Origin of the sequence: Faecalibacterium prausnitzii (assembly GCF_003287405.1) — a bacterium.
GTDB lineage: Bacteria > Bacillota > Clostridia > Oscillospirales > Ruminococcaceae > Faecalibacterium > Faecalibacterium intestinale.
In genome coordinates this window covers 18619-43464 of the sequence record NZ_PRLD01000003.1, presented here as the reverse complement: position 1 = coordinate 43464, position 24846 = coordinate 18619, and the positions used below count along the sequence as shown (strand labels likewise).

The window sequence follows — 24846 nt, the reverse complement described above, 5'->3', positions numbered from 1 at the left end:
CTATGACCCGTACTGCATTTCTTGCTGCGCTGGAGCAGCTTCTGGCTCCCTTGCCGGAGTCCGAGCGCAAGGACGCTTTGAGTTATTACGAAGATTATCTGGACGCCGCCGGGCCGGAAAACGAAGCCCGCGCCATTGCGGAGCTGGGCAGCCCCGAGGAGGTCGCCCGTAAGATTCTGGACGAACAGACCCCGGCAGGCAGCTCTGCCGCCCCGGCATCCCCTGCCCGCAAGCCGCATTCCCGCTGGCGTATGGTGCTGGGCGGCGGACTGGCGGTGCTGGTGCTGGTTTGCTTTTTCTTCCAGCACTCCAAAGCTACCCCGGTGCAGCCGGTGGAGCCCGTTTCTTCTTCCTCAGAAATTCCTGCTTCCTCTGCGGAAGTGCCTGCCGAAAGTTCCTCTACGCAGCCCGCCGTTCCCGTTTCCACTCCAGACGGCTTGACTTTCTCCCTCTCTGCTGAGATGGTCAGCGATAAACTATCGCTGACGTTGGATTATGGTACTGTTCTCTTTGTTGTTGACCCAAACGCTTCCGATATCACGCTACAGTTTGATGGCTTTAGGACCCGGTACCTCACCCATTCCAGCGAAAAAGCTGGGACCACAGAGTTTTCCTACCATATTCCCAAATACAACGCTCTCCCTGATTCCGACAGCGCTTTGCTCACCATTACCGTTCCGGAAAATATCCTGCATGAGGTGGACATTGATCTTGCTATGGGGGACGTTGACCTTGGCACCCTCTCTCTGGATGAACTGGATCTGGAACTTGCCATGGGGAGCGTCTCTGCCGACAGCCTAACTGTGAAGGATGCAGATTTTGATCTTGCCATGGGCGGCTGTCACATTGACCATCTGTCCGCACCGGAATTCGATGCCGAACTTGCCATGGGGGACTGCACCATCGGTATGTTGTCCGGTGCTCAGGATGTCAACATCTCGGTCACCCTTGGCAAGGCCGCCTTGACCCTGGAGGGCAGTGCCTCGGACTATACCCTCGTCACCAATGGGCTTATGGGCTCTTCCATCCAAGATGGCAAGGCCAATCCCTCTCGTAAAATCTCCCTCAGTACCACCACCGGCGATTTCTCCATCTCCTATGCCAATTGACCCCTGAACCCAGAACGCCCCCGGCATCCGAACGAAACGAAAACGGATGCCGGGGGTGTTTTTATGCTTCCCTGTGAAAATACTCGTAGATGGTCTGCGCCAGCTGCCTGCCCACACCGGGGGTGTTTTCCAGCTGGTCGGGGGTGGCTTCCTTCACCGCGCCCACGCTCTTGAACTGCGCCAGCAGGGCTTTGGCTGTTTTGGGGCCTACGCCCGGTACTTCGGTCAGGGTGGAGGAGTAGCTTTTCTGCTTCATCTGCTGCTTGCGGTAAGCGTTGGCAAAGCGGTGGGTTTCGTCCTGAATGGCGGTGATGAAGGTAAAGGTGCCGCGGTTCATGTTGATGGCAATTTCCCGCCCGTCGCTGTCCACGATGGCGCGGGTGCGGTGGTGGTCATCCTTTACCATGCCGTACAGCGGCACATCTGCCAGTGCCGTACCGGCAAGTGCTTCCTTTGCGGCGCTCACCTGTCCCCTGCCGCCATCCATCAGCAAAAGATCCGGCTTCTGCCCGAACCAGTTGCCGCTTAGCTGGCCGTTTTCGGCCTGTGCAGCGTATTTTTCGTACTCTGCCGCCCGGCGGGAAACAGTCTCTGCCAGCGAAGCGTAGTCGTCCGTGCCCGCCACGGTTTTCATTTTGAACTTGCGGTAGCCCGCCTTGAAGGGCTTGCCGTCCTTGAAGGTGACCATGCCGCAGACGCTGCTGCCATCACCCCAGTTGGAGATATCGTAGCTTTCAATAGCGCGGGGCGGCTTTGAAAGCCCCAGCACCTGCGCCAGCTCGTCCAGCAGCTTTTCCTCCCGGGCGTAGCGGCCACTCTCCCGCGCCAGACGCTCCACCGCGTTGGTGTGCGCCATCTCTACCAGATGCGCTTTATCGCCCCGCTGGGGCACATACAGCTGTACCTCGCTGCCCCGCTTCTGGTTCAGCGCCTGCTGCAAGGCGTCCATGTCCGGCGGCAGCGCGTCCACCGCGATGATTTTCGGAATTTGTTCATCGTCCAGATAGTACCGGGGCAGAAATTCCTCCCGCACCGCATCGATATCCGAGGTATCGTGGAACAAAAACTCCCGCTTGTCGGTCAGCCGTCCCTCCCGGAAGCGCAGCACCGCCGCGCACACACTGTCCGGCGTACCCGCCAGCGCCACCACGTCCATCTCCACGTCCGGGTCTACCACCACCTTCTGCCCTGCCGTCAGCTTGGTGATGGCATTGATCTGATCCCGCAGAAGGGCAGCGGTCTCAAATTCCAGCCGGTCGGAGGCTTCCTGCATCCGCTCGTTGAGGGTTTTCAGGATATCCTTTTTGCCGTAGCGGATGAGGTGCACCGCGTTTTTGACCGCCTGATTGTAGGTCTCGCAGCTGATTTTTCCGCTGCACACTGCCATGCACTTGCCGATATGGGCGTTCAGGCAGGGGCGGCCTTTGCCGATCTCCTGCGGGAAGCGCTTGGAGCAGCGCGGCAGCAGAAAGGCATCCATGGCCGTTTCCGCCATCTGCCGCGCCGCAAAGCTGGAGGTGTAGGGGCCGATATACTCTGCCCCGTCCTCCTCCTTTTGCAGGGTGAAGGAAAGGCGCGGCCAGTCCTCCCGGGTGACGCGGATATAGCTGTAACCCTTGTCATCCTTGAGCAGGATGTTGTACTTGGGGGTGTGCGCCTTGATCTGGCTGGCTTCCAGTACCAGCGCCTCGAACTCGCTCTGACAGACGATAACGTCAAAGGCGTAGGCATGGGCGATCATCTGGCTGACCTTGTTATCGTGTGGCACGCCCTCGCGGAAATACTGGCTCACCCGGATGCGCAGGCGCTTGGCCTTGCCGATATAAATGATGGTGTCGCTTTTGTCCCGGATGATATACACCCCGGGCAGCAGCGGCAGCATACAGGCTTTTTGATAGAGCTCGGCCTTAGTCATGCAGCACCTTCCTCCGTATTTGCGGGATGAGGCTTCCCGCAATGGAAAGCCCTTTGTTCCCGGTAAAAAGCGTACCAAAAAAGCGGCAGGGAGCCCCCGCCGCTTTCTGTTGCTTGTGATACAGACTTACTCTGCAAAGCCGGACTCCACCAGCTTGATCAGGCCGTCCACGGCAGCCTGCTCATCAGCGCCGTCAGCGATGATGCGGATGGTAGTGCCGCCAACGATACCCAGAGACAGAACGCCCAGCAGGCTCTTTGCGTTCACGCGGCGTTCTTCCTTTTCGACCCAGATGGAAGACTTGAACTCGTTTGCCTTCTGGATAAAGAAGGTAGCCGGACGAGCGTGCAGACCAACCTGATTTTCAACGGTAACTTCTTTTACGTACATAGTAAAGCGCTCCTATCTAATATCGTTTTGGTGTACAAAAGCATAGTGTGCCTGTTGTGTTACACTCATTTTAGCGCAAGTCGAAACGGTTGTACAGTCCCCTTTTGCATTTTTGGCGGTTTTCCCAATGAAACCGAGAGCATTTTTCAGGTTTTGTACAAAGACAATAAAATTATACCCCGAAGGTTAGAGGGGTAATACAAAAGTTTTCAACAACTTTTAGACCGCCGGGGAGTTTTCCTCTGAATTTTGTGTATTTTCACCGACATTTCCGGTGCCGGCTCACTCCTGCGCAGGGCCTGCGTAGCGCATCTGCACCAGTGCGCATTTACGCGTCACAGTGGGGTATTGCTGCGGGTCAAATTCCAGACTGGTGCTGCCGTCCAGCTGCCAGCCCATGCGGGTATACAGCGCAATGGCGCGGGTGTTGGTGTTCAGAACACTCAGCACCGGGTGTGCGTGCTCCGGCAGCTTTTTGCGGGCAAAATCCAGCAGCTTTGCGCCGATGCCGTTGCCCCGGGCTTTTTCCGTGACGAACAGGTGCTCGATATGCCCCGCCTTATGGCTGACGCACACCATGCCGTCCGGCACGTCCTTGGTGGTGTGCAGGTAGCACACCCAGCCCGCCGCCTTTTCCTGCTGCAATTGCAGCAAAAACTGCGGCTCGGTCAGGGTGCGGCAGTATTCCGGCGTCCAGTTATCGGCACAGACAGCCTGCCGTCCCTCGGCAAACAGCTTTGCGGCGGCGGCAAACTGTTCAGCGGTCTTTACCAGCCGGACATTCTCGCCCCGCTTCCACTTGGGCACTTCGGCAATGGGGTGGCTCGTGCACCACTGCTCGTACAGCTCCGGGCGGCGCAGACGGGTACGGGTGCGGCTCTGCTCACCGCGCCATGCGTCGATTTTTGCATGGTCGCCGCCCAGCAGCACCTCGGGCACGGCACGACCTTCCCACACCTCGGGGCGGGTGTACTGGGGGTATTCCAGCAGACCGTCCCAGTAGCTTTCCTCCTCATAACCCTTCTGCTCGGCCAATACGCCGGGCTTCAGGCGCAGCACGCTGTCTGCCACCACAAGGCTGGCAAGCTCGCCGCCGGTCAGGATATAATCACCAATGGAGATCTCCTCGTCCGCAAAAGCATCGATGACACGCTCGTCAATGCCCTCGTAGTGGCCGCAGACCAGCGTCAGGTTGTCGTACTGTGCCAAGCGCTTTGCGTGCTCCTCGGTGTAGCGCTGCCCGCCCGCCGTCAGGAACACGATATGCGGGGCGGAGCGTCCCTGCTCGGCCACCTCGCGCTGCACCGCCCGCAGGCAGTCCGCGATGGGCTGGGCGTACAGCACCATGCCGCAGCCACCGCCGTAGGGGTAATCGTCGGTCTGCTTCTGCTTGTTCAGGGTGTAGTCCCGGATCTGGTGGCAGTGGGTCTCAATATAGCCCCGCTTTGCCGCCCGGCCGATGATGCTGGCATCCAGCACCTGCTGGCACATCTCCGGGAACAGGGTCACGATATCCACACGCATTCCCATGGCTTACTCCTCCTCCCGCTCGCTGTCAAAATCGTCATCCAGCAGACCGGGGATGGGGGTAACAAGGATATACCCCTCCGGCGGGTTGCGCTCTTTCAAAAAGGCATCCACCCCGGGGAACATATACTCCTTGCCGCCGGGTGCCTTGACGGTGTAGATATCCTGCGCACCCGGGTGATCCACGCTGGTCACCACACCGTACACCTTGCCGGTGTCGGCATCCCGCACTTCGCACCCGATGAGGTCTGCCACATACCACCGGCCTGCGGGCAGGGTGGCATCGTTGCGGTCAAAGTAGAACACCTGCCCGCGCAGCGCCCGGGCGGCATCCATATCGCTGACCCCCTCCAGCTGGAGCAGCGCCATCTGCCCCTGCGGACGGATGGAAAGGATCTTATATGCCTTGCCGCCCTGTGCCGAAGGGTACAGGCGGCCCACTTTTTTCAAAAAATCCACCCCGTCGCACCAAAGCTCCAGCTTCATTTCCCCGCGCACACCGTGGGTGGTAACAACTTTTCCGGCTTCCAGATATTGCTGCATAAATTCGCTCCTGTGTAGCATCCTCGCCCTCTCAGTCACCTGCGGTGACAGCTCTCCCAGAGGGAGAGCCAAGAATGTTGCGGTCAGGCTCTTGCCTCTCCCTTTGGGAGAGGTGGCATTGCGCAAGCAATGCCGGAGAGGGTGAGCCTGTTAATAACAAAAAGGCCCCTTGCCGCAAAGGCAAAGGGCCCGTAGGGTGCTCAGTCGATCTCAACAAGGACCTTTTCATCGACCCGCACAGCAGCCGCGCGCATCACCACACGAATGGCTTTTGCGATCCGGCCCTGCTTGCCGATGACACGGCCCATATCTCCCTCTGCCACGCTCAGGTGGTAGACGATGGTACCGTCCTCGCGGGGCTCGTCCACCGTGACCTTAACGGCGTCCTTATCCTCCACGAGACCGCGGGCAACTGCCAGCAACAGCTCCTGCATGAGTCAGCCCTCCCTACTTACAGAATGTTGGACTTCTTCAGCAGGACACGAACGGTATCAGTGGGCTGAGCGCCGTTAGCGATCCACTGCTTTGCCTTCTCGGCATCGATCTTCACCTCAGAGGGCTCCTTGTTGGGATCGTAAGTGCCGATCTCCTCAATGAAGCGGCCATCGCGGGGGAAGCGGCTGTCAGCAACGACAACACGATAGAAGGGAGCCTTCTTGGCGCCAACGCGGCGCAGACGAATCTTAACTGCCATAATAGATATCCTCCAAAAATTGTTGTATTTGATATATGTTACAAACCCCGCCGGGGTTGTATACCGTTGTTATTTCAGTCCGCGGAAGGCGTTGGGGTTGCCCATCATGCCGCCCAGACGGCGGGCAAAGCCCTTGGGGCTCTTCTTGAACTGCTTCATCATCTTCTGCATCATCTCGTACTGCTTGAGCAGCTTGTTCACGTCCTCTACGCGGGTACCGCTGCCTGCGGCAATGCGGCGCTTGCGCTTGGGGTTGATGATGGAGGGCTTTTCCCGCTCTTCTTTGGTCATGGAATAGATCATGGCCTCGATGCGGTCAAAGGCTTTTTCGTCGATCTGGCTGGCATCGATGCCGGATGCGCCGGGCAGCATACTCAGCATTGCGCCTGCGCCGCCCATCTTGCGGATCTGGGCGAACTGCTCCAGCATATCGTTCATATCGAACTTGTTTTCCATCAGCCGCTTGGCGGTCTCCTCGGCGGCCTTTTCGTCGGCGGCATCCTGTGCGCGCTCGATCAGGCTGAGCACATCGCCCATGCCAAGGATACGGCTTGCCATGCGGTCCGGGTGGAACACATCCAGATCATCCAGCTTTTCGCCGGTGCCCTGGAACTTGATGGGCTTGCCGGTAACGGCCAGCACGGAAAGCGCTGCACCGCCGCGGGTATCGCCGTCGGTCTTGGTGAGGATGATGCCATCCACGCCCACCGTCTCGTTGAAGGTCTTGGCCACGTTGACGGCATCCTGACCGGCCATGGCGTCCACCACCAGCAGGGTCTCGTCCACGGGAACGGCGGCCTTGATGTCCACCAGCTCCTGCATCAGCACTTCGTCGATCTGCAAACGGCCTGCCGTATCCAGAATGACGATATCGTTGCCGTAGTCCTTGGCGTGCGCCAGCGCCTTGCGGGCGATCTCCGGCGGCTTTGCGCCGGGCAGGGTGAACACCGGCGCACCGGCCTGCTTGCCCACCACCTGCAGCTGGTCAATAGCCGCAGGACGGTAGATATCGCAGGCTACCAGCATGGGGCGGCGGCCCTGCTTGATATAAAACTTGGCAAGCTTTGCCGCGTGGGTGGTTTTACCGTTGCCCTGCAGGCCGCAGAGCATAATGACCGTCTGCCCCTTGTTCTTGATGTTCAGGCGGGCGGCTTCGCTGCCGCCCATGAGGGCTACCAGCTCCTCATTGACGATCTTGACCACCTGCTGGGCGGGGGTCAGGCTCTCCATGACCTCCTGACCCATGGCGCGCTCAGACACCTTTGCGCAGAAGTCCTTGGCAACCTTATAGTTGACATCAGCTTCCAGCAAAGCCATCCGTACCTCGCGCATGGCGGCCTTGATATCTGCTTCGGTCAGCTTACCGTGACCGCGCAGCTTTTTGAATACACCGGCAAGGCGGTCGGTCAGGGATTCAAATGCCATTGTGCGGTGCTCCTTTCAAAATTCGATCAGCTTTCGTTTGCTTCATCCATCGAGCGGATGATCTCCAGCATTTTTGTCAGCGTTTCCACATACTCCGTGGTGGTGATATTGGCGCGGGGGCCGGTGCACTCGAAACGGGTGTCGATGACCAGCTGTTCCAGCTGTTCCAGCTTCTGCTGCACCCGCCGGTAGCGGGCTGCAAAGCCTACCTTTTCTTCCAGCTCCTTCAGGGTGGTCTCGCCATGCTTGATGGCGTCCCGTGCGCCCTGCCGGGTGATGCCGAAGTTCTCGCCGATCTCGCTCAGCGAAAGATCATCGTTGTAATACTGGCGCAGCATCTCGCGCTGCTTCTGGGTAAGCACCTCGCCGTAAAAATCCAGCAGATACCCCATTTCCAGATCTTTTGCCATTGCTGTTGACCCCCGGTGCTCTGCTGTCTGTACTTGCTGTGTTGTAAAGTTTTTTTGCTTTACGGATGGAGTATACCAGAACCCCTGCCCCTTGTCAAGGGGATTTTGGAGTTTTTTCTGAAATATCTGCCTGAAATTCGCTGTTTTTGCCAAAAGGCATCTTGACGCAGCCGGGGGCTTTGCGTTAGGATAATAGTGTTGTATCCCAAGAGAAAGGAGTGCCCTTGTGCCGATCTACTCTAATTTTTACCAGACCCTTACCACCGCCTGTCCCATTGTGGAGCTGCGGGGCTATGCCGCCGCCTGCGGGCTGAAGGGGCATCTGTATGCGTATCTGGATTTTTACGGCCCCACCGGCACCGCCCGGGACGGCCTTGCCGAGGGGATGCTGGCGCTTGCCATTGAAAAAAAGCAGCTTGCCCCGGGGCAGCCCATCATCGAGGCGGCCTCCGGCCCCTTTGCCACCGCCCTGACGCTGGCCAGCCTGACCGCCGGGCACCCTATCGTGCTGGTGATGCCGGAGGACGCCCCTGCCCTGCGGCAGGAGTACCTGCTGCGGCTGGGTGCACAGATCCGGCACAGCCCCGCCCGCAGCGGTCTGGCCGGGGCGCGGGCGCTGGCGGCGCAGACCGCCGCCGCAAACGGCTGGTACTATATGAACTGGCTGGCCAACGACGATAACCCGGAATATCACCGCCGGGTCACCGGCCCCGCCATCGTGCAAAGCATTGCCCGGCAGAACCAGAGCCTTGTGGACGCCATTACCATTGGCGTGGGCAGCGCCGGTACGGTGACCGGCGTGGGCGAGACCATCAAGGCATGGACGAACGATGTGCGCATCGTGGCGGTAGAGCCGTACGAAAATCAGGTGCTGGGCGGCGGGCTTACCGGCCCCCACGGCATCCCGGATATCGGCTACGGCATCGTGCCGGAAAACTACAACAGCTATGTGGTGGATAATGTTTCCGCCGTGGCAAGCCGGGACGCCCAGCGGGCTGCCCAGCAGGTACTGCGCACCGATGCCATCCCCGCTTCGGTCAGCGCCGGTGCTGCCCTGCACGCCGCCGCCCAGCTGCTGGCCAACTGCAACAGCCGCGCTGCGCTGGCCATTTTCAGCGGACGCGCCAGCATCGTGTAAGCGGCTGCTTCCATAAATAGGAAAGAAGGACGTCTTTCATGACCAAGGACATGACCAGCGGTGCTATTACGCCGCTGCTGATCAAATTCACCATTCCGCTGGTGCTGGGCAACCTGTTCCAGCTTACCTACAACGCCGCCGACAGCATCATCGTGGGCAAGTTTGTGGGCGAGGACGCACTGGCTGCCGTGGGCACCTCGAACCCCCTGATGACCCTTGCCATCCTGTTCATCAACGGAATGTGTCTGGGCGCGGGCATTCTGGTCAGCACCGCCTTTGGCGCGGGAGATACCAAGCTGGTGGAGCGTCAGGTCTCCACCACCGCCATTGCGGGCACGGTGTTCTCTTTGACCTTTTCTGCCTTGTGCGTGCTGCTGGCAGACCCGCTGCTGCGGCTGCTGCAAGTGCCCACCGCCATTCTGCCCATTGCGGTGAACTACCTGCGCATCGTGTTTGCGGGGCTGATCTTCACCTTCTTCTATAATTTTCTTGCTGCCACCATGCGTGCGCTGGGCGACAGCAAGAGCGCGTTGTATTTTTTGATGATCAGCGCCGTGCTGAACATTGGCGGCGACCTGTTTTTTGTGGAAGCACTGGGCTGGGGCAGCGAGGGCTGTGCCTTTTCCACCGTGCTCAGCGAAGCCGCCTGCTGTCTGCTGTGCGTGGTGTACATCCGTTACAAAGTGCCGGTCCTGCAGCTGGGCAGACGGTGGCTGGTGTATGACGGCAAGCTGCTGCGCAAGACCGTAAACTACGGCTGGGCCAGCGCCATGCAGCAGGCCACGGTGCAGCTGGGCAAAATTGCGGTGCAGGCCATCGTGAACACCATGGGCGTCAACGCCATGGCAGCTTTTACCGCCGCCTCCCGCATCGACGACTTCGCCTATACCCCGCAGCAGAACATCGGCCACGCCATGACCACCCTGATGGCGCAGAACCGTGGCGCGGGCAAGACCGACCGGGTACGGCAGGGCTACCACTGCGGTATGCGCATCGAGTTTGCCTACGGCATCCTGCTTACCGCCGTCTGCCTGCTGTTTGCCCAGCCCATCATCCGGCTGTTTGCCACCGACCCGGCTGTGGTGGACTTGGGCGTGCGGTTCTTGCGCACCAGCGCCCTGTTCTATATGCTGCCCGCTGCCACCAACGGAATACAAGGCTTTTTCCGCGGCATGGGCGATTTGAAGGTCACCCTGAACAGCAGTATGCTGAACATGGGCGGCCGCGTCGCCGCCGCTGCGCTGTTTGTGCTGGTGATGAAGATGGATATTGAAGCCCTGCCCTTCAGCTACGCCGTGGGCTGGCTGCTGATGCTGCTGTACGAGCTGCCCATGCTGGTGCGTTTTCTGCGCAGCAGCGAGATGTAAGAATATAAAGAGCAATGCCGGAGCGTCTGCGGACACTCCGGCATTCGTATTTTCGCGGAAGGGTGTAACGGCAAAAGAGGGCGCTGCACCCAGCACGGTGCAGCGCCCTCTGAATAAGCCCTTTATTCTGTTATCCGAACAGGCTTTTTGTGTTGTGAGAGTATACAGACAGTACTAAGCCAACGCAGATATACAGCATAAGCACTGAACTGCCGCCGGCAGAGTAGAAAGGCAGGGTGACGCCGATGACTGGCAGCACCCGCAGGTTCATGCCTACGTTCACCGCGATCTGCGCCATCAGAGCACCGCCGATACCGGCGCAGATGTAGCTGCCCAGCAGATCCTCGCTGCGGGCACCGGTGGTAAAGGTCTTGATCACCAGCGCCAGCAGAACGCCCAGCACCACGCAGCAGCCCACAAAGCCCGCCACGTTGCCGATCCAGCTGAGGATGAAGTCGTTGTGAGCGTTGGGCACGCTGTAATACCGGCCGCCGAATAAGCCGTTGCCAAAGATGCCGCCGGAGCCCAGCGCGATCTCGCCGCGCTGCTGCTGGTAGATGATGTTCTTCCACACCGTCTCGCTGGGTGCCCAGCCGGTGGTGTTTTCCGGGTCCAGCACCGCCAGAATGCGGTACCACTGGTACCCCTTGCCGATCTTATCACTGAAAAAGGCAAAGGCCACCGCTACGGCAGCGCCCGCCGCCGCAAAGGCCGCAAAGATATACTTCCAGCTCAGCCCCGCCGCAAACATCATGCAGCAGCCGATGATGCCGTAGATGATGGCCGTGCCGTCATCGCCCTGCACATGAATGATGGCAATGGGCACCAGCAGGTGCAGCAACAGCTTTGCCAGCTCCTTTGGCTCGTTGATGCGGCTGCGCACATTGTTCAGGTGCATGGCAAAGGTCAGGATAAAGCTGATCTTTGCCAGCTCTGTGGGCTGAAAGGTAAAGCCGCCCAGCTTGTACCACGAGTAGTTGTCGGTGTCGCCGGCATTGTAGCCGATGGTCAGCGGGCCGATGGATACGTTGCGGATGACCAGCGTGGGCAGCACCAGACCCCACGTCAGCACAACGTGCACCGGCCACACCTTTACAAGGCTGCGGTAGTCCACGCAGGAGAGCAGCAGCGCGATCACGATGCCAATGGCGGCAGCGCCCGCCTGCACCATTGCGCGGCGGTAGTCGCCAATGCCGATGATGGCTCCGGTCACCTCGTCAGTAGCAAAGCCGCTGCCCTGCTTGGCTGCCCACGAGGACAGCGCCAGCACCGCCATCACGCTGCTGAAAATGCACAGCAGCAGATACATCTTATCGGTGCGCTTAAAATATTGTCGAATGCTATCCAAGGAAAGCACCGCCTTTCGTCAGAACAGTCTGCCGGGGCGTGCCTGCGTACAGGCGATAAAAACCCAGCATATCGCTATTATACACAAATCCCTGCGCCAATGCAATGCGCCGGGTGTGACGGAATGGTAAAACATTGCCGGGAAGCTTGACAAAGCCCCGGCTGCATTCTACAATGAACCTGTAGACGCAGCCTTGCGTACAACAGCCCCGGCAGCGTGTCGGGGGAGAGGAACGGAAAAGAAGAAATGGAGCATACATTTTATCGCCGCCTGCTCAGTGCAGTGTGTGCCATTGCGCTGGCCTTCACGGCAGTGTGCCCGGCAGTAGCCGCCGCACCGGAGGACACCACCGGCACCCCTCAAACCCTGACTGTCTCCGAGGTGCAGGAGATGCAGCAGACGGATGCCGCCGTCACCGCCCTGACCGACAGTGCCGCTTACGCCGGAATGTCGGAGGAAGAGCGTCAGGCTGCTGCGCTGGCGCAGCTGGACGTGCTGGCGGCGCAGGGGCTTGTGGAAAAGGACAGTATCTATGTGGATGCGGAAAACGGCATGGTAAGCTTTGCTTACCGCTGCGGCGCGCTGGGCGGCATTCTGCTCACCGACACCGAGAGCGAGGCGGACGCCGCCCTGCCCGGGCCGGAGCTGGAGGATGCGCCCGCCCTGCTCGCCGCCGAGAACGGCACCGTGGGCAATGCGGTCATCTACTATGCCTTTGATAACGGGGTCAACAGCAACCGCTACCCCTACTATTCTTATATGAAGGACTACTGGAACGGTTTCGGGCTGGACACCCATCTGGACATGATGGTGACCGTCTCCGACCTGAAGCGGATGGCAGACTACGACCTTGCCATCCTCAGTGCCCACGGCGCGTACTATACCTATGAGTACGGCTGGCTGTGGAAAAAGCAGGCCACCGCGCCCATCCTCCTGCTGCTGGAAAAATCGGATTTCTGGAACGACCTGCGCTACGGCATGGATCTGCTCAGCCACCGGGTCATCAAGGTGAACGGCTGCTACGCCGTCACCGGAGACTTTTTCCGCAATGCCTACCGGGGCGGCAGGCTGAACGGCACCATCGTGCTCTCGGAGACCTGCGAGTTCTACGGCCGCAGCGGCCATGTGGACACCGCCCTTTCGGACGGGCTGCTCTCCGGCGGGGCAGCAGCTGTGGCGGGCTTTGTGAACAACGTGTACAGCGTGTACTCCCGCAGTATGCTGTGGGCGACCGTGAACCGCCTGATCGAGGGTGAGACTTTGCAGCAGGCCATTGATTACGGCCTTGAGGTCTACGGCGAAAACGACATCGTGTGGTATCTCAACCAGAACACCGGGCGGCGTCCCCACCCGGCGGCGTCCTATCCCATCATTCAGGGCGACGGCACCGCTCGGCTCACCGCGCTCGGCACGGCAACGAACAGTGCTGCAGAGCAGCAGACCCCTGCCGCCGCCTGACCATTGCACTTTTGTACGTTTTATATTATACTTAGGGATGGCAGAGCGTCTGCCATCCCTTTTTTGAAACGATGAGGTAACCTTCATGTCAGAATATATCACCCATTCCCGCGCCGAGACGGTGGCGCTGGGCAAGCGGATGGCCGCTGTGCTGGCTCCCGGGGCGCTGATCGCCTTTACCGGCGGTCTGGGCGCTGGCAAGACCGCCTTTACCGAGGGTCTTGCCGAGGGTCTGGGCTGCACCGACCCGGTGTCCAGCCCCACCTTTGCCATCGTGAACTACTACCGGGGCCCGCGCCCGCTGGCGCACTTTGACCTGTACCGCATCTCCACCGAGAACGATCTGTGTGCGGCAGGCTTCTACGATTATCTGGATCAGGGCGCTGTCGTGGCGGCAGAGTGGAGCGAAAATTTTGCCGACCTGCTGGCGCTGGAAAACCCCATCCGGGTGAACATCGAACGTCTGGACGATACCACCCGCAGGATCACCATTGAGGGGGTGACGGTATGAATATTCTGGCCGTGGATACGGCGGGCAAGACCGCCGGTGTGGCGCTGTTGCAGGACGACCGCCTGCTGTACGAGGTGTATCTGGACGGCGGCATGACCCACAGCGAAACGCTGATGCCCATGATCGACACCTGTTTAAAGATGTGCGGGCTGACCTGCGCGGACATCGATCTGTATGCCGTCAATGCAGGCCCTGGCAGCTTTACCGGCCTGCGCATCGGGCTGGCTGCCGTCAAGGGGCTGGCCTTCCCGCGCGAGACCCTGTGCGCCCCGGTGTCTACCTTGGAAGCGCTGGCCGCTGCCCACACCGGCGAGGGTACGGTGCTCTGCGCACTGGACGCCCGCCGCGCACAGGTATACAGTGCGGCTTTCGACCTTGCCACCCACACCCGCCTGCTGGACGATGACGCCCGGGCGGTGACAGATCTGGCTGATTTTGTAGAAAATTGCAAAAAGCCCCTGTTTTTTGTTGGTGATGGCGCGGGTCTGTGCTATAATAAATACAGCAATGTGCCGGGTGTGCTGCAAACACCCCCGGCGCTGCGGGGCGGCCGTGCTGCTGCCGTGGCACTTGTGGCAAAGCAGATGGCAGCAGCCGGGCAGGCTGTGCTGCCGGAAGCGCTGCTGCCGGACTACCACCGCCTGAGTCAGGCGGAGCGGGAGCGGGCGGAGCGTCTGGCTGCCGAAGCCGCAGCAAACAAACAATAAAAACGGAGCTGTGACCACTCACAGGGAAAGGACGTTTTTCCATGGCAAAACCCATCGCACTTGCCGCCGATCACGGCGGATTTGAACTGAAAGAGGCTGTCAAGGCACATCTGGAGGAGCTTGGTCTGGAGTATATCGACTTTGGCACCCACAGCACCGACAGCGTGGACTACCCCGATATGGCTGTGCCCGCCTGTGACGCAGTGGTGAGCGGCCAGTGCGAGAAGGCACTGCTGTTCTGCGGCACCGGTGTGGGCATCAGCATGGCAGCCAACAAGATCAAGGGCATCCGCGCCTGCTGCTGTTCCGACAGCTTCAGCTGTGAGTATACCCGCCGCCACAACGACGCCAACGCCCTGTGCATGGGCGGCCGCGTGGTGGGCGCAGGACTTGCCTGCCAGCTGGTGGACATCTTCCTGAACACCCAGTTTGAGGGCGGCCGCCATCAGCGCCGCATCGACAAGCTGACCGCACTGGAAAACCGCTGATTTCCCCTGAAGTGGAAATCGAGCTTTTGTGCGCCCACCGGGCGGGCAAGGCTACAGACAAGTACCCGATAGAATGTTCTATATAAATTAAGGAGCGTGTTTTTATGACCCCGATGATCGTTGAACATCCGCTGCTGCAGCACAAGATCAGCCTGCTGCGCAACAAACAGACCGGCACCAAGGAGTTCCGTGACCTCGTTGGCGAGATCGCTACCCTGCTGTGCTACGAAGCTACCCGCGATCTGCCGCTGGAAGAGGTGGAGATCGAGACTCCTATCACCATGGCAAAGACCAAGGTGCTGGCAGGCCGCAAGCTGGCTCTGGTGCCCATCCTGCGTGCCGGCATGGGTATGCTGGACGGTATGCTGACCCTGCTGCCCGCTGCTAAGGTTGGCTTCATCGGTCTGTACCGCGATGAAAAGACCCTGCAGCCCGTGGAGTACTTCTGCAAGCTGCCGCAGGATATCGCCGAGCGTGACGTTCTGGTGCTGGATCCCATGCTGGCTACCGGCGGCAGCGCCATCGACGCCATCACCCAGATCAAGAAGCACGGCGCAAAGCGCATCAAGTTCATCGGTCTGCTGGGTGCACCGGAGGGCATCAAAGCTCTGCACGAAGCACACCCCGATGTGGACATCTATCTGGGCGCACAGGACGACCGCCTGAACGAGAACGGCTACATCGTACCCGGTCTGGGCGATGCCGGCGACCGTATCTACGGCACCAAGTAAAAACAGCATAAAGCTTCTTCCCCGCCGTCTCCTGCCCGGAGACGGCGTTTTTGCTGTGCGCTTCCGGGAGCGCACAGCAAAACAAGGCCGCTGCACAGTGCCATACCGTGCAGCGGTCTTGTTGTTTGTGTTTCCTTCAGCTTATTTCAGCACCGCACCCAGATTTGCACTGGTGACCATGCGGGCATAGCGGCTCAGCCAGCCAGTCTTGATGTTGGGCTCGGGCGCAACGTACTTTGCCTTGCGCTCAGCCAACACTGCATCGCTGACCTCCAGTGTGATGGAAGCATTGGGGATGTCGATGGTAATGGTATCCCCTTCCTCGATCAGGCCGATAGGGCCTCCGGAAGCTGCTTCCGGGCTGACGTGGCCGATGGCAGCGCCGCGGGATGCACCGGAGAAGCGGCCGTCCGTGATAAGAGCAACCGTCTTATCCAGCTTCATGCCTGCCAGCGCAGAGGTGGGGTTGAGCATCTCCCGCATACCCGGGCCGCCCTTGGGGCCTTCGTAGCGGATGACCACCACATCGCCCGGGACGATCTTGCCCGCGTAGATAGCGGCAATGGCTTCCTCTTCGCTGTTGAACACCCGCGCCGGGCCGGAATGCTGCTGCATCTCCGGGGCGACGGCGCTGCGCTTGACAACGCAGCCGTCCGGGGCAATGTTGCCCCACAGGATCTGCAGACCGCCGGTCTGGGAGTAGGGGTTCTCGATGGGACGAATGGCCTTTTCGTTCAGGATATGGGCACCCTTGATGTTCTCGCCAAGGGTCTTGCCGGTGACGGTGGGCACATCCAAATCCAGCAAGCCCTTCTTGGCCAGCTCTGCCTGCACCGCCGGGATGCCGCCCGCTGCGTACAGATCCGGCATATGGGTGGGGCCTGCCGGTGCCAGATGGCACAGGTTGGGGGTCTTGGCGCTGATCTCGTTGAACAGCTTCAGGTCGATGGGCACACCGGCCTCGTAGGCGATAGCCAGCAGGTGCAGCACCGTGTTGGTGGAGCAGCCCAGCGCCATATCACAGGTCAGCGCGTTGCGGATGGAGCGCTCGTTGATGATCTGGCGTGCGGTGATGCCCTTGCGCACCATCTCCATCACAGCCATACCGGCGTGCTTTGCCAGCTGCAGGCGCTTGGAGTACACAGCCGGGATGGTGCCGTTGCCGGGCAGGGCGATGCCGATGGCCTCGCACAGGCAGTTCATGCTGTTGGCAGTGTACATACCGGAGCAGCTGCCGCAGCTGGGACAGCAGTTGCAGGTACAATCCTCCAGCTGCTCGTCGGTGATCATACCGGCCTTATAGGCACCCACGGCCTCGAACATCTTGGAAAGGCTCACTTCCTCGCCGCCGTAAGTACCGGCCAGCATAGGGCCGCCGGAGCAGACCACAGCGGGCACATCCATGCGCACCGCTGCCATTACCATGCCGGGCACGATCTTATCGCAGTTGGGCACCAGCACAAGGCCGTCCAGCTGGTGTGCCATCAGCATGGTCTCCACGCTGTCGCAGATCAGCTCGCGGGAGGCCAGAGAGTACTTCATGCCCACATGACCCATGGCGATGCCGTCGCACACGCCGATGGCGGGGATCAGGATGGGGGTACCACCGGCCATCTGCACACCGGCCTTGACGGCATCGGCGATCTTGTCCAGATTCATGTGCCCGGGCACGATCTCGCTGTGGGCGCTCACTACGCCGATGAGCGGGCGCTCCAGCTCCTCCGGGGTATAGCCCAGCGCATAAAACAGGCTGCGGTTGGGCGCGCGCTCCGAGCCTTTGGTCACGTTGTCACTTCTCATTGCAAATCCTCTTTTCTGATAAAACCCTCTCCGTCACGGCTGCGCCGTGCCACCTCTCCCGAGGGGGAGAGGTTTTCGCGGAGAAGCTATAAGGCTCTCTTTTCAACAAAAGCTCCCCCTTTCGGGGGAGCTGCCGCCGAAAGGCGGCCTGAGAGGGTTCTCCTCTTACTTCTTCAGCCAGCTCATCATGCTGCGCAGCTCAGCACCCACCTTCTCGATGGGCAGCTCAGCCTCCATACGGCGCTTGGCAAGGAAGTGCACCTTGCGGCCGCCCTTGGGGCTCATCTCGGTCAGGAACTCGGAAGCAAAGGTGCCGTCCTGGATCTCGGTCAGGACCTTCTTCATCTCCTTGCGGGTCTCCTCGGTGATCAGACGCTTGCCGGTGCGGTAGTCGCCGTACTCAGCGGTGTTGGAGATGGAGTAGCGCATCTTGGAGAAGCCGCCCTCGTTGATCAGGTCAACGATCAGCTTCATCTCGTGGCAGGTCTCAAAGTAGGCCATCTCGGGCTCGTAACCGGCCTCCACCAGCGTATCGAAACCGGCGTGGATCAGCTCGGAAACGCCGCCGCACAGCACGGCCTGCTCGCCGAACAGATCGGTCTCGGTCTCCTCCTTGAAGGTGGTCTGCAGGATGCCTGCACGGCCTGCGCCGATGCCGGAAGCATAAGCCAGAGCGATGTCCTTGGCCTTACCGGTGTAGTCCTGCTCCACGCAGATCAGAGAGGGGCAGCCCTCGCCCTCGGTGTACAGGCGGCGCACGATGTGGCCGGGGCCCTTGGGGGCGATCATGATGACGTCCACGTTCTTGGGAGCGGTGATGGTCTTGAAGTGGATGTTGAAGCCGTGTGCAAAGGCCAGTGCCTTGCCCTCGGTCATGTAGGGAGCCACCTGGGTGTTGTAGATATCGGCGCACAGCTCGTCGGGCACCAGCATCATAACAACGTCACCGGCCTTGGCAGCCTCTTCCACTTCCATCACCTTGAAGTTTTCGTGGGTGGCAGCGAACTCAGAAGCCTTTGCCCAGTGGGCAGAGCCCTTGCGCAGGCCGACCACAACGTTGACGCCGCTCTCGGCCAGATTCTCAGAGTGTGCATGACCCTGGCTGCCGAAGCCGATGACAGCGACGGTCTTGCCGTCCAGCACGCCGAGGTTGCAGTCGGAATCGTAGTATTTCTTGATAGCCATAATCGTTAGTCTCCTTTTACATTAACTGGTTGGTTTATCTTCCGGTCTTGTATGCTCTGTTCTATCTTTCGCTCACCCTGAGCGGAAAAGCAATGTGATTTATGCCCGTCTTGCGCCCGGCGGGGGCAGCTGGACGGAGCGCACCTCCTGCGGCGGCTTCTGGATATGCTGGTGCATCCCGCCGCGCTCCAGTGCAGTAACGCCGGTGCGGCACTGCTCAAGAATATTGTAGCCCTCGAACATTTTCAAAAATGCGTCCAGCTTGTCCGGCCGGCCGATGAGTTCAAACACCATACTGTCCGGGGAAAGATCAATGATCTTTGCCTTGTAGATGCAAGCGATCTCCCGCAGCTCTGTGCGGTTGTGCACGTCCGATTCCACCTTGAGCAGCAGCAGCTCCCGCTCCAGCGCTTTTTCGCTGTCCAGCACGAACACCTGCCGGGTGACTTCCAGCCGCTCGGTCTGCAATACCAGCTGCTGCAAGGCCTTTTCATCGCTGGTAATGGTCACTGTGATGCGGCTGACTGCCGGGTCGTTGGTGGCGGACACCGTAAGGCTGTCGATATTGAAGCCGCGGCGGCAGAACAGGCTGGACACCCGGGCCAGAACGCCGCTCTGGTTGTCCACCAGCAGGCTGATGACCCTGCGCTGATCAGATTCCATGATGCTGTGTCCTCCTTATTCCATGATGATGTCGTTGATATCGCCGCCGCCGGGGATCATAGGCAGCACCTTTTCGTCTTTGTCGATGATGCACTCGATCCAGGTGGGGCCTTTCTGCTGCAAGGCATCTGCAAAGGCTTCCTGAAACTCCGGCAGATTGGTGCAGCGGTAGCCCTTCAGGCCAAAGCCGTCTGCCAGCTTGACAAAATCGGTCTTGCGGTGGGGGTCGGTCTGGCTGTAACGCTTGCCGTAAAAGCTGGTCTGCCACTGGCGTACCATGCCCAGCACCGAGTTGTTGAAGATGACCGTGATGATAGGCAGCTCGTAGCTGACAGCGGTGCAGGCTTCGTTCAGGTTCATGTGGAAGGAGGCGTCACCGGTAAACATCACCACACGCTGCTGGCGTCCCAGTGCCATCTGGGCACCAATGGCGGCACCGTAGCCAAAGCCCATGGTGCCAAGGCCGCCGCTGGTGATAAAGCCGCGGCTCTTGGTGTGGCGCAGGTACTGCGCCGCCCACATCTGGTGCTGACCCACATCGGTAACATACACGGCGTCGGGGCCGCACTGGTTGCACACCTCGCCGATGACCTGATGGGGCATCAGCCGGGTGGGGTCGGACACAGGGTGGTAATCCTGTGCCTGCCAGCTCTGGATCATCGTCATCCAGTCCGGGTGCTTGGCGGGCTTGATCTGGGGCAGCATGGCGTTCAGCACATAGGCTGCATCGCCCACGATGGAAAGATCCACATCCACGTTCTTGCCCAGCTCGCTGGCGTCAATATCGATCTGGATGATGGTGGCGTTTTTGGCAAAGGTCTTGGGGTTCAGCGCCACGCGGTCGGAAAAGCGGGTACCCACCGCGATGAGTACATCGCACTCTGCCACCGCCCGGTTGGAGGTGTAGCAGCCGTGCATCCCCAGCATCCCCAGATTCATCGGGTCGCCATAGGGCACAACGCCTGCGGCCATCAGGGTGTAGGTGGCGGGGATCTCCGCCTTGTGCAGCAGATCCCGCAACGGCTGGCAGCTGGCTGCGCTGCGCACGCCGCCGCCAAAGTACACCAGCGGACGCTGTGCGGCATTGATGAGGTCTGCCGCCCAGTGCACCTGCTCCTCATTATAGGTAGTCACGGTGCGGATGGGCTCCGGCTGCTTGGGGGTGAACTCGCACACTGCTGCGGTCACGTCCTTGGGGATATCCACCAGCACCGGGCCCTTGCGGCCGCTCTGTGCAATGCGGAAAGCTGCCCGCATGGTGTCAGCCAAGTCCTCTACCCGGCGCACCGTGAAGTTATGCTTTGTGATGGGCACCGTGATGCCCTCAATGTACGCTTCCTGAAAGCCGTCCTTGCCGATGCTGCTGGTAGGCACGTTGCCGGTAAAGGCCACCATGGGCACCGAGTCCATATAGGCGGTAGCAATGCCGGTGACCAGATTGGTGGCACCCGGGCCGCTGGTGGCCAGCACCACACCGGTGCGGCCGGTGGCGCGAGCGTAGCCGTCCGCTGCATGGGCTGCGCCCTGCTCGTGGGCGGTAAGCACATGGGTGATGCGGTCGGCATTCTTATACAGCTCGTCGTAAAGGTTCAGCACAGCGCCGCCGGGGTAGCCAAAAAGAGTGTCCACTCCCTGCTCGCACAGGACCTCTACAAAGATCTGAGAACCATTCAACTGCATGGTGTTGCTCCTATTCCTGTTCCACTTCTTATCCATTCCCTCGGGGAGAGCTTCCGAAAAAGAAAAAGCCCTTGTCCCCTGTTCCTTTCAAGAGACAAAGACCTTGTAACATCAAGCTCTCTGCGGTACCACTCTCGTTGGCGTGCTGTGCACACCCTCTCACGGGCTTCCAACAAAGCCCTGCACGGTAACGGCTGCAACCGGCGCTGCTTACAAGGGTTTTGCACCCGTTGGGCAGGCTGCTCCGGGATGATTTTCCGCACGAAACGCTGACTGCCTTGCACCAGACGGCAGCTCTCTGAACAGTGGGGATCGTGTGGTACTTTTTCCCATCTGCGCATTTGTTGATGTAAATTATACTATAAACCGGGCTTTTGTCAATCGACAATTTGTAACCTGAATCAGCCCAAAGATGAAGCATTTTTAACACCCCTTGCATCCCCGCCCGAACCGCTGTATACTTTTGATATCCGCGTACCTGCGTTTTGTAGGGTATGTGCCAATGGAGAGGAAAAGGGATCGACCTATGAAATTAAGAGAATGGAATGCCCATCTGCATGGGCTTGTTGTATTCCGCGCCCTGCTGAACGACCCTGTTGTGGCAAGGCTTTTAGACCTGACCGACCGCATGGAGGCGGGCTGCTCCTCCTACGGCCCGGTGTGCGATGCCGTAGCCGCCTTTGAGGCTGCTTTGTTCGAGTACACCACCAACTGGGGCAGCTACCTGAGCAATGCTGTGCTGGAGGCCGAGACCATCTGCGTGCGGCAGGCCGCTGCCGGACAGCTGGACGCGCTGCTGCAAAGCGCCCTGGACAGCGAGCTGCAGTTTTTGCAGCAGCTGTGCGGGCTGACGCTGGACGAGCTGTTCCAGACCGCCTACTCGGAGCAGGCGCAGCGGCCGGAACTGGCTTTCCTGCCCCGGTGGCAGACCTGTGAGCTCGACCTTGCCGCCGCCTACGCCCAGCGCATGAGTGAGGTGGGCAAAAAGGGCTACGGTATGTTTGCAAAGCACCATGTATTCACGGTGGAGAACGGCCAGCTTGTGCCGGTAAAATACCCCGACCCCCAGCGCCTTTCGGAGCTGCCCGGCTACGAGAAGGAGCGGGAAAAGGTGATTGCCAACACAAAGGCACTACTGGCCGGGATGCCCGCCAACAACGTGCTGCTGTACGGCGACGCCGGTACCGGCAAATCCAGCGCGGTAAAGGCCATTGCCAACGAGTTTGCGCCCGAGGGACTGCGGCTGGTAGAGGTAAAAAAGAACCAGCTGTACCAGATCCCCGACCTGATGGACAAGCTGGCGGCAAACCCGCTCAAGTTCATCCTGTTCATCGACGACCTGAGCTTTACCGCCAACGACGACAACTTTGCCGCCCTGAAAGCCATCTTGGAGGGCAGTGTAGGCGGACGCGCCCAGAACATTGCGGTGTACGCCACCTCCAACCGCCGCCACCTCATCAAAGAGACCCTCTCGGACCGCACCGGCGACGACATCCACGAAGCCGACACCCGGCAGGAGCTGATGAGCCTTTCCGCCCGGTTTGGCCTGACGGTCACCTTCCAGCGGCCGGAAAAAGCCCGGTTCGAGACCATTCTGGAAGAGCTTGCCAAGCAGCACAACATCCAGATGCCCATCGAGCAGCTGCTGCTCAAGGCCGAGGCCTTCGCCCTGCGTGCCGGTGGCCGCAGCCCCCGGGTAGCCAAGCAGTTCATCGAGCAATGCGAAGCCGGTGTGCAGAAGTAAAAACCGGTTTTCCGAACGTAATGCCAAAAAACGGGACACCGAAGCATCCGCAGATGCTCCGATGTCCCGTTTTTCTTGTCTTATTTTTCGCTCAGTCCCGCACGGCGATGCACTCGATCTCCAGCTTTGCACCCTTGGGGATGGCTGCCACCTGCACGCAGCTGCGGGCGGGGAACGGCTCGGCAAAAGCCTTGGCATACTCTGCGTTCACTGCGGCAAAATCGTTGATGTCAGCCAGAAAGATCACCGTCTTGACCACGTTGTTCATGGAAAGCCCCGCCTCGGCCAGAATCGCCTTCAGGTTGGCAAGGCTCTGTGCGGCCTGCTGCTCCACGGTATCGGCCATGGTGCCGGTGGCGGGGTCTACCGGGATCTGCCCGGACACAAACACCATATTGCCCAGATCCAGTGCCTGACTGTAAGGGCCGATGGCGGCAGGTGCGTTGGTGGTAGATACGACTTTCATAGTAGCAGTTCTCCTTTGTTATAAAATCACAATTTAGAATGGCCTCCGCTTCGCTCTGGCCATAAATAGCGGAATCATTCTTTTTTATTTTGCGTTTGTCGTGCCCTGCGGGGCACGACAAACGCATTTTTCACCGAAGGGGTCGGCACATGAAGCGGCATCTCAATCGCTGCCATTTCAACCATGGCCTTTCTCGTGAAAAGGCAATCCAGAAAAGCCCGCAGGCTTTTCTGGATTGCAAATATAAAAATAAAATTTCCGCTGAATATAGCCAGAGCGAACGCGTCGGCTATTCTAAATCGTCCAATTATCTCTATTATACTCTTTCGGTGACCAGCTGGAAACCGGCCTTGGTCAGCTCGGTGCGGATCTGCTCGATCTGGGCAGCATCGCGGGTCTCCAGCGTCAGCTTGAGGAAGCAGCTGGAAATGGGCATATTGGGGTCGGAGCCGTCATGCTGCACCGACACCACATTGCTTCCGCAGCGGGACACCACCTCGGCCACCTTTTTCAACTGGCCGGGTTTGTCCTCCAGTGCGATGGTCAGGTTTGCCTTGCGGCCGCTCATCACAAGGCCGCGGGTGATGACGCGGTTCAGGATGTTCACATCAATGTTGCCGCCGGAGATGACGCAGGCCACCTTTTTGCCCTCCACCGGCAGCTTGTGGAACAGCACCGCCGCCACCGGCACAGCGCCTGCACCCTCGGCCACCAGCTTCTGGTTCTCCATCAGGGAGAGGATAGCCGCTGCCGTCTCGTCCTCGGTCACGGTAACGATATCGTCCACATACTGCTCGCACAGCTGGTAGGTCAGCTCGCCCGGGGTCTTGACCTGAATGCCGTCCGCAAAGGTGGAAGCAGATTTCAGGGTCTGGTACTTGTGCTCGTGCAGGCTGCGGTACATACTGGGGGCACCCTCGGCCTGTACGCCGTACACCTTGACCTCCGGCCGCAGGGTCTTGATGGCAAAGGCGATGCCGGAGATCAGTCCGCCGCCGCCCACCGGCACCACCACAGCGTCCACATCCGGCAGCTGGTCGAGGATCTCCAAGCCAATGGTTCCCTGCCCGGCGATGACCTGCTCGTCATCGTAGGGGTGGATAAAGGTCATGTCGTACTCCTTTTGCAGCTGCACGGCCTTGTCGTGGGCTTCGTCGTAGGTGCCGGGCACAAGGCAGACCTCCGCGCCCAGATTTTTGGTGTTTTCCACCTTCATCAGGGGTGCGCCGTCCGGCATACAGACGATGCTGCGGATGCCGCGCCGGGTAGCCGCCAGCGCCACGCCCTGCGCATGGTTGCCCGCAGAGCAGGCAATGACGCCCTTGGCGCTCTCCTCCTCGGAAAGCTGGCTGATCTTATAATAAGCGCCCCGCACCTTAAAGCTGCCGGTGACCTGCAGGTTCTCAGTCTTGAGGTACAGCTGGCAGTCCTTGGACAGCTTGGGGGCTTCGATGAGGTCGGTCTTGCGGGCAACGTCCTTCAGCACAAAGGCGGCGTGGTAGATCTTATCCAGAGTCAGCATGACAGATACTTCCTTTATTTTTTCG

At 59.8% G+C, this 24846-nt stretch carries 24 protein-coding genes and 1 other annotated feature; of the genes, 9 read left to right on the top strand and 15 right to left on the bottom strand.

What is annotated here, in order from left to right; genetic code table 11:
- Positions 1-2: 2 nt before the first annotated feature.
- Positions 3-1109: an HAAS signaling domain-containing protein gene (locus C4N24_RS03880; RefSeq protein ID WP_112090392.1), complete on the top strand. Its 1107-nt coding sequence runs from the start codon at positions 3-5 to the stop codon at positions 1107-1109.
- Between the two features lie 61 nt (positions 1110-1170).
- Here C4N24_RS03880 and uvrC read toward each other — a convergent pair whose 3' ends face one another.
- The 8 genes from uvrC to C4N24_RS03840 form a co-directional block, all read right to left on the bottom strand.
- Entirely contained in the window at positions 1171-3024 is a 1854-nt protein-coding gene (uvrC, locus tag C4N24_RS03875; RefSeq protein ID WP_112090391.1) for an excinuclease ABC subunit UvrC, read from the bottom strand.
- 126 nt (positions 3025-3150) lie between these two features.
- The gene (locus tag C4N24_RS03870) at positions 3151-3414 is read right to left on the bottom strand and encodes an HPr family phosphocarrier protein (RefSeq protein ID WP_005920365.1); all 264 of its coding nucleotides are present in this window, start codon (positions 3412-3414) and stop codon (positions 3151-3153) included.
- A gap of 282 nt (positions 3415-3696) precedes the next feature.
- Positions 3697-4944 (bottom strand): tRNA (guanosine(37)-N1)-methyltransferase TrmD, encoded by a 1248-nt coding sequence (gene trmD, locus C4N24_RS03865; RefSeq protein ID WP_112090390.1) that lies wholly within the window; start codon positions 4942-4944, stop codon positions 3697-3699.
- Between the two features lie 3 nt (positions 4945-4947).
- Positions 4948-5484: a ribosome maturation factor RimM gene (gene rimM / locus C4N24_RS03860; RefSeq protein ID WP_005920369.1), complete on the bottom strand. Its 537-nt coding sequence runs from the start codon at positions 5482-5484 to the stop codon at positions 4948-4950.
- A 200-nt stretch (positions 5485-5684) separates the two neighbouring features.
- Positions 5685-5918: a KH domain-containing protein gene (locus C4N24_RS03855; RefSeq protein ID WP_005920371.1), complete on the bottom strand. Its 234-nt coding sequence runs from the start codon at positions 5916-5918 to the stop codon at positions 5685-5687.
- Positions 5919-5935: 17 nt separating this feature from the next.
- Positions 5936-6178 carry a 30S ribosomal protein S16 gene (rpsP, locus tag C4N24_RS03850; protein ID WP_022257433.1) on the bottom strand — a complete coding sequence of 81 codons (243 nt, stop codon included), beginning with the start codon at positions 6176-6178 and terminating at the stop codon, positions 5936-5938.
- Positions 6179-6247: 69 nt separating this feature from the next.
- Positions 6248-7603, bottom strand: a complete 1356-nt coding sequence (gene ffh / locus C4N24_RS03845) for a signal recognition particle protein (RefSeq protein WP_005920375.1) — start codon at positions 7601-7603, stop codon at positions 6248-6250.
- Positions 7604-7629: 26 nt separating this feature from the next.
- The gene (locus C4N24_RS03840; RefSeq protein ID WP_015536880.1) at positions 7630-8013 is read right to left on the bottom strand and encodes a sigma factor-like helix-turn-helix DNA-binding protein; all 384 of its coding nucleotides are present in this window, start codon (positions 8011-8013) and stop codon (positions 7630-7632) included.
- Between the two features lie 226 nt (positions 8014-8239).
- On the opposite strand from C4N24_RS03840, the gene C4N24_RS03835 reads away from it, so the two are divergent.
- Complete coding sequence (locus C4N24_RS03835; RefSeq protein ID WP_112090389.1) at positions 8240-9151, top strand: pyridoxal-phosphate dependent enzyme; 912 nt, start codon at positions 8240-8242, stop codon at positions 9149-9151.
- 38 nt (positions 9152-9189) lie between these two features.
- Positions 9190-10518 carry an MATE family efflux transporter gene (locus C4N24_RS03830; RefSeq protein WP_112090388.1) on the top strand — a complete coding sequence of 443 codons (1329 nt, stop codon included), beginning with the start codon at positions 9190-9192 and terminating at the stop codon, positions 10516-10518.
- Between the two features lie 130 nt (positions 10519-10648).
- Here the strand turns inward: C4N24_RS03830 and C4N24_RS03825 are convergent, their stop codons facing one another.
- A complete protein-coding gene (locus C4N24_RS03825) occupies positions 10649-11875 on the bottom strand; it encodes an FtsW/RodA/SpoVE family cell cycle protein (RefSeq protein ID WP_347475210.1) in 1227 nt (408 codons plus the stop codon).
- Positions 11876-12112: 237 nt separating this feature from the next.
- Here C4N24_RS03825 and C4N24_RS03820 point away from each other — a divergent pair, with 237 nt between their 5' ends.
- The 5 genes from C4N24_RS03820 to upp all read left to right on the top strand — a co-directional run bounded on the left by C4N24_RS03820 (position 12113) and on the right by upp (position 15761).
- Positions 12113-13324 carry a hypothetical protein gene (locus C4N24_RS03820; protein WP_112090386.1) on the top strand — a complete coding sequence of 404 codons (1212 nt, stop codon included), beginning with the start codon at positions 12113-12115 and terminating at the stop codon, positions 13322-13324.
- Positions 13325-13409: 85 nt separating this feature from the next.
- On the top strand, positions 13410-13835 hold the full coding sequence (gene tsaE / locus C4N24_RS03815) for a tRNA (adenosine(37)-N6)-threonylcarbamoyltransferase complex ATPase subunit type 1 TsaE (RefSeq protein WP_112090385.1): 426 nt from the start codon (positions 13410-13412) through the stop codon (positions 13833-13835).
- Positions 13832-14542, top strand: a complete 711-nt coding sequence (tsaB, locus tag C4N24_RS03810; protein ID WP_112090384.1) for a tRNA (adenosine(37)-N6)-threonylcarbamoyltransferase complex dimerization subunit type 1 TsaB — start codon at positions 13832-13834, stop codon at positions 14540-14542. Before tsaE ends, tsaB begins: the two co-directional genes overlap by 4 nt.
- Before the next feature lie 41 nt (positions 14543-14583).
- Positions 14584-15030, top strand: coding sequence for a ribose 5-phosphate isomerase B (rpiB, locus tag C4N24_RS03805; RefSeq protein WP_112090383.1), 447 nt, complete (start codon positions 14584-14586; stop codon positions 15028-15030).
- A 104-nt stretch (positions 15031-15134) separates the two neighbouring features.
- Positions 15135-15761, top strand: coding sequence for a uracil phosphoribosyltransferase (upp, locus tag C4N24_RS03800; protein ID WP_005920380.1), 627 nt, complete (start codon positions 15135-15137; stop codon positions 15759-15761).
- 141 nt (positions 15762-15902) lie between these two features.
- Here upp and ilvD read toward each other — a convergent pair whose 3' ends face one another.
- From ilvD to ilvB, 4 genes are all read right to left on the bottom strand, one after another.
- Positions 15903-17561, bottom strand: a complete 1659-nt coding sequence (gene ilvD, locus C4N24_RS03795; protein ID WP_112090382.1) for a dihydroxy-acid dehydratase — start codon at positions 17559-17561, stop codon at positions 15903-15905.
- Between the two features lie 165 nt (positions 17562-17726).
- The gene (ilvC, locus tag C4N24_RS03790) at positions 17727-18746 is read right to left on the bottom strand and encodes a ketol-acid reductoisomerase (protein ID WP_055186968.1); all 1020 of its coding nucleotides are present in this window, start codon (positions 18744-18746) and stop codon (positions 17727-17729) included.
- A gap of 99 nt (positions 18747-18845) precedes the next feature.
- Positions 18846-19409 carry an acetolactate synthase small subunit gene (ilvN, locus tag C4N24_RS03785; RefSeq protein WP_005920730.1) on the bottom strand — a complete coding sequence of 188 codons (564 nt, stop codon included), beginning with the start codon at positions 19407-19409 and terminating at the stop codon, positions 18846-18848.
- 15 nt (positions 19410-19424) lie between these two features.
- Entirely contained in the window at positions 19425-21089 is a 1665-nt protein-coding gene (ilvB, locus tag C4N24_RS03780) for a biosynthetic-type acetolactate synthase large subunit (protein ID WP_044959584.1), read from the bottom strand.
- 87 nt (positions 21090-21176) lie between these two features.
- Positions 21177-21434: a binding site (T-box leader), on the bottom strand.
- Positions 21435-21615: 181 nt separating this feature from the next.
- Between ilvB and C4N24_RS03775 the strand changes: the two genes are divergently transcribed.
- Positions 21616-22833, top strand: coding sequence for an ATP-binding protein (locus tag C4N24_RS03775; RefSeq protein WP_112090381.1), 1218 nt, complete (start codon positions 21616-21618; stop codon positions 22831-22833).
- A gap of 91 nt (positions 22834-22924) precedes the next feature.
- Here C4N24_RS03775 and C4N24_RS03770 read toward each other — a convergent pair whose 3' ends face one another.
- A complete protein-coding gene (locus tag C4N24_RS03770) occupies positions 22925-23299 on the bottom strand; it encodes a RidA family protein (RefSeq protein WP_055186970.1) in 375 nt (124 codons plus the stop codon).
- Positions 23300-23615: 316 nt separating this feature from the next.
- Entirely contained in the window at positions 23616-24821 is a 1206-nt protein-coding gene (gene ilvA, locus C4N24_RS03765; protein WP_112090380.1) for a threonine ammonia-lyase, read from the bottom strand.
- Between the last annotated feature and the right edge of the window lie 25 nt (positions 24822-24846).

Coding starts and splice junctions, on each gene's coding strand:
- C4N24_RS03880 (WP_112090392.1), top strand. CDS start 3: ATGACCCGTACTGCATTTCTTGCTGCGCTGGAGCAGCTTCTGGCTCCC.
- uvrC (WP_112090391.1), bottom strand. CDS start 3,024: ATGACTAAGGCCGAGCTCTATCAAAAAGCCTGTATGCTGCCGCTGCTG.
- C4N24_RS03870 (WP_005920365.1), bottom strand. CDS start 3,414: ATGTACGTAAAAGAAGTTACCGTTGAAAATCAGGTTGGTCTGCACGCT.
- trmD (WP_112090390.1), bottom strand. CDS start 4,944: ATGGGAATGCGTGTGGATATCGTGACCCTGTTCCCGGAGATGTGCCAG.
- rimM (WP_005920369.1), bottom strand. CDS start 5,484: ATGCAGCAATATCTGGAAGCCGGAAAAGTTGTTACCACCCACGGTGTG.
- C4N24_RS03855 (WP_005920371.1), bottom strand. CDS start 5,918: ATGCAGGAGCTGTTGCTGGCAGTTGCCCGCGGTCTCGTGGAGGATAAG.
- rpsP (WP_022257433.1), bottom strand. CDS start 6,178: ATGGCAGTTAAGATTCGTCTGCGCCGCGTTGGCGCCAAGAAGGCTCCC.
- ffh (WP_005920375.1), bottom strand. CDS start 7,603: ATGGCATTTGAATCCCTGACCGACCGCCTTGCCGGTGTATTCAAAAAG.
- C4N24_RS03840 (WP_015536880.1), bottom strand. CDS start 8,013: ATGGCAAAAGATCTGGAAATGGGGTATCTGCTGGATTTTTACGGCGAG.
- C4N24_RS03830 (WP_112090388.1), top strand. CDS start 9,190: ATGACCAAGGACATGACCAGCGGTGCTATTACGCCGCTGCTGATCAAA.
- C4N24_RS03820 (WP_112090386.1), top strand. CDS start 12,113: ATGGAGCATACATTTTATCGCCGCCTGCTCAGTGCAGTGTGTGCCATT.
- tsaE (WP_112090385.1), top strand. CDS start 13,410: ATGTCAGAATATATCACCCATTCCCGCGCCGAGACGGTGGCGCTGGGC.
- tsaB (WP_112090384.1), top strand. CDS start 13,832: ATGAATATTCTGGCCGTGGATACGGCGGGCAAGACCGCCGGTGTGGCG.
- rpiB (WP_112090383.1), top strand. CDS start 14,584: ATGGCAAAACCCATCGCACTTGCCGCCGATCACGGCGGATTTGAACTG.
- upp (WP_005920380.1), top strand. CDS start 15,135: ATGACCCCGATGATCGTTGAACATCCGCTGCTGCAGCACAAGATCAGC.
- ilvD (WP_112090382.1), bottom strand. CDS start 17,561: ATGAGAAGTGACAACGTGACCAAAGGCTCGGAGCGCGCGCCCAACCGC.
- ilvC (WP_055186968.1), bottom strand. CDS start 18,746: ATGGCTATCAAGAAATACTACGATTCCGACTGCAACCTCGGCGTGCTG.
- ilvN (WP_005920730.1), bottom strand. CDS start 19,409: ATGGAATCTGATCAGCGCAGGGTCATCAGCCTGCTGGTGGACAACCAG.
- ilvB (WP_044959584.1), bottom strand. CDS start 21,089: ATGCAGTTGAATGGTTCTCAGATCTTTGTAGAGGTCCTGTGCGAGCAG.
- C4N24_RS03775 (WP_112090381.1), top strand. CDS start 21,616: ATGAAATTAAGAGAATGGAATGCCCATCTGCATGGGCTTGTTGTATTC.
- C4N24_RS03770 (WP_055186970.1), bottom strand. CDS start 23,299: ATGAAAGTCGTATCTACCACCAACGCACCTGCCGCCATCGGCCCTTAC.
- ilvA (WP_112090380.1), bottom strand. CDS start 24,821: ATGCTGACTCTGGATAAGATCTACCACGCCGCCTTTGTGCTGAAGGAC.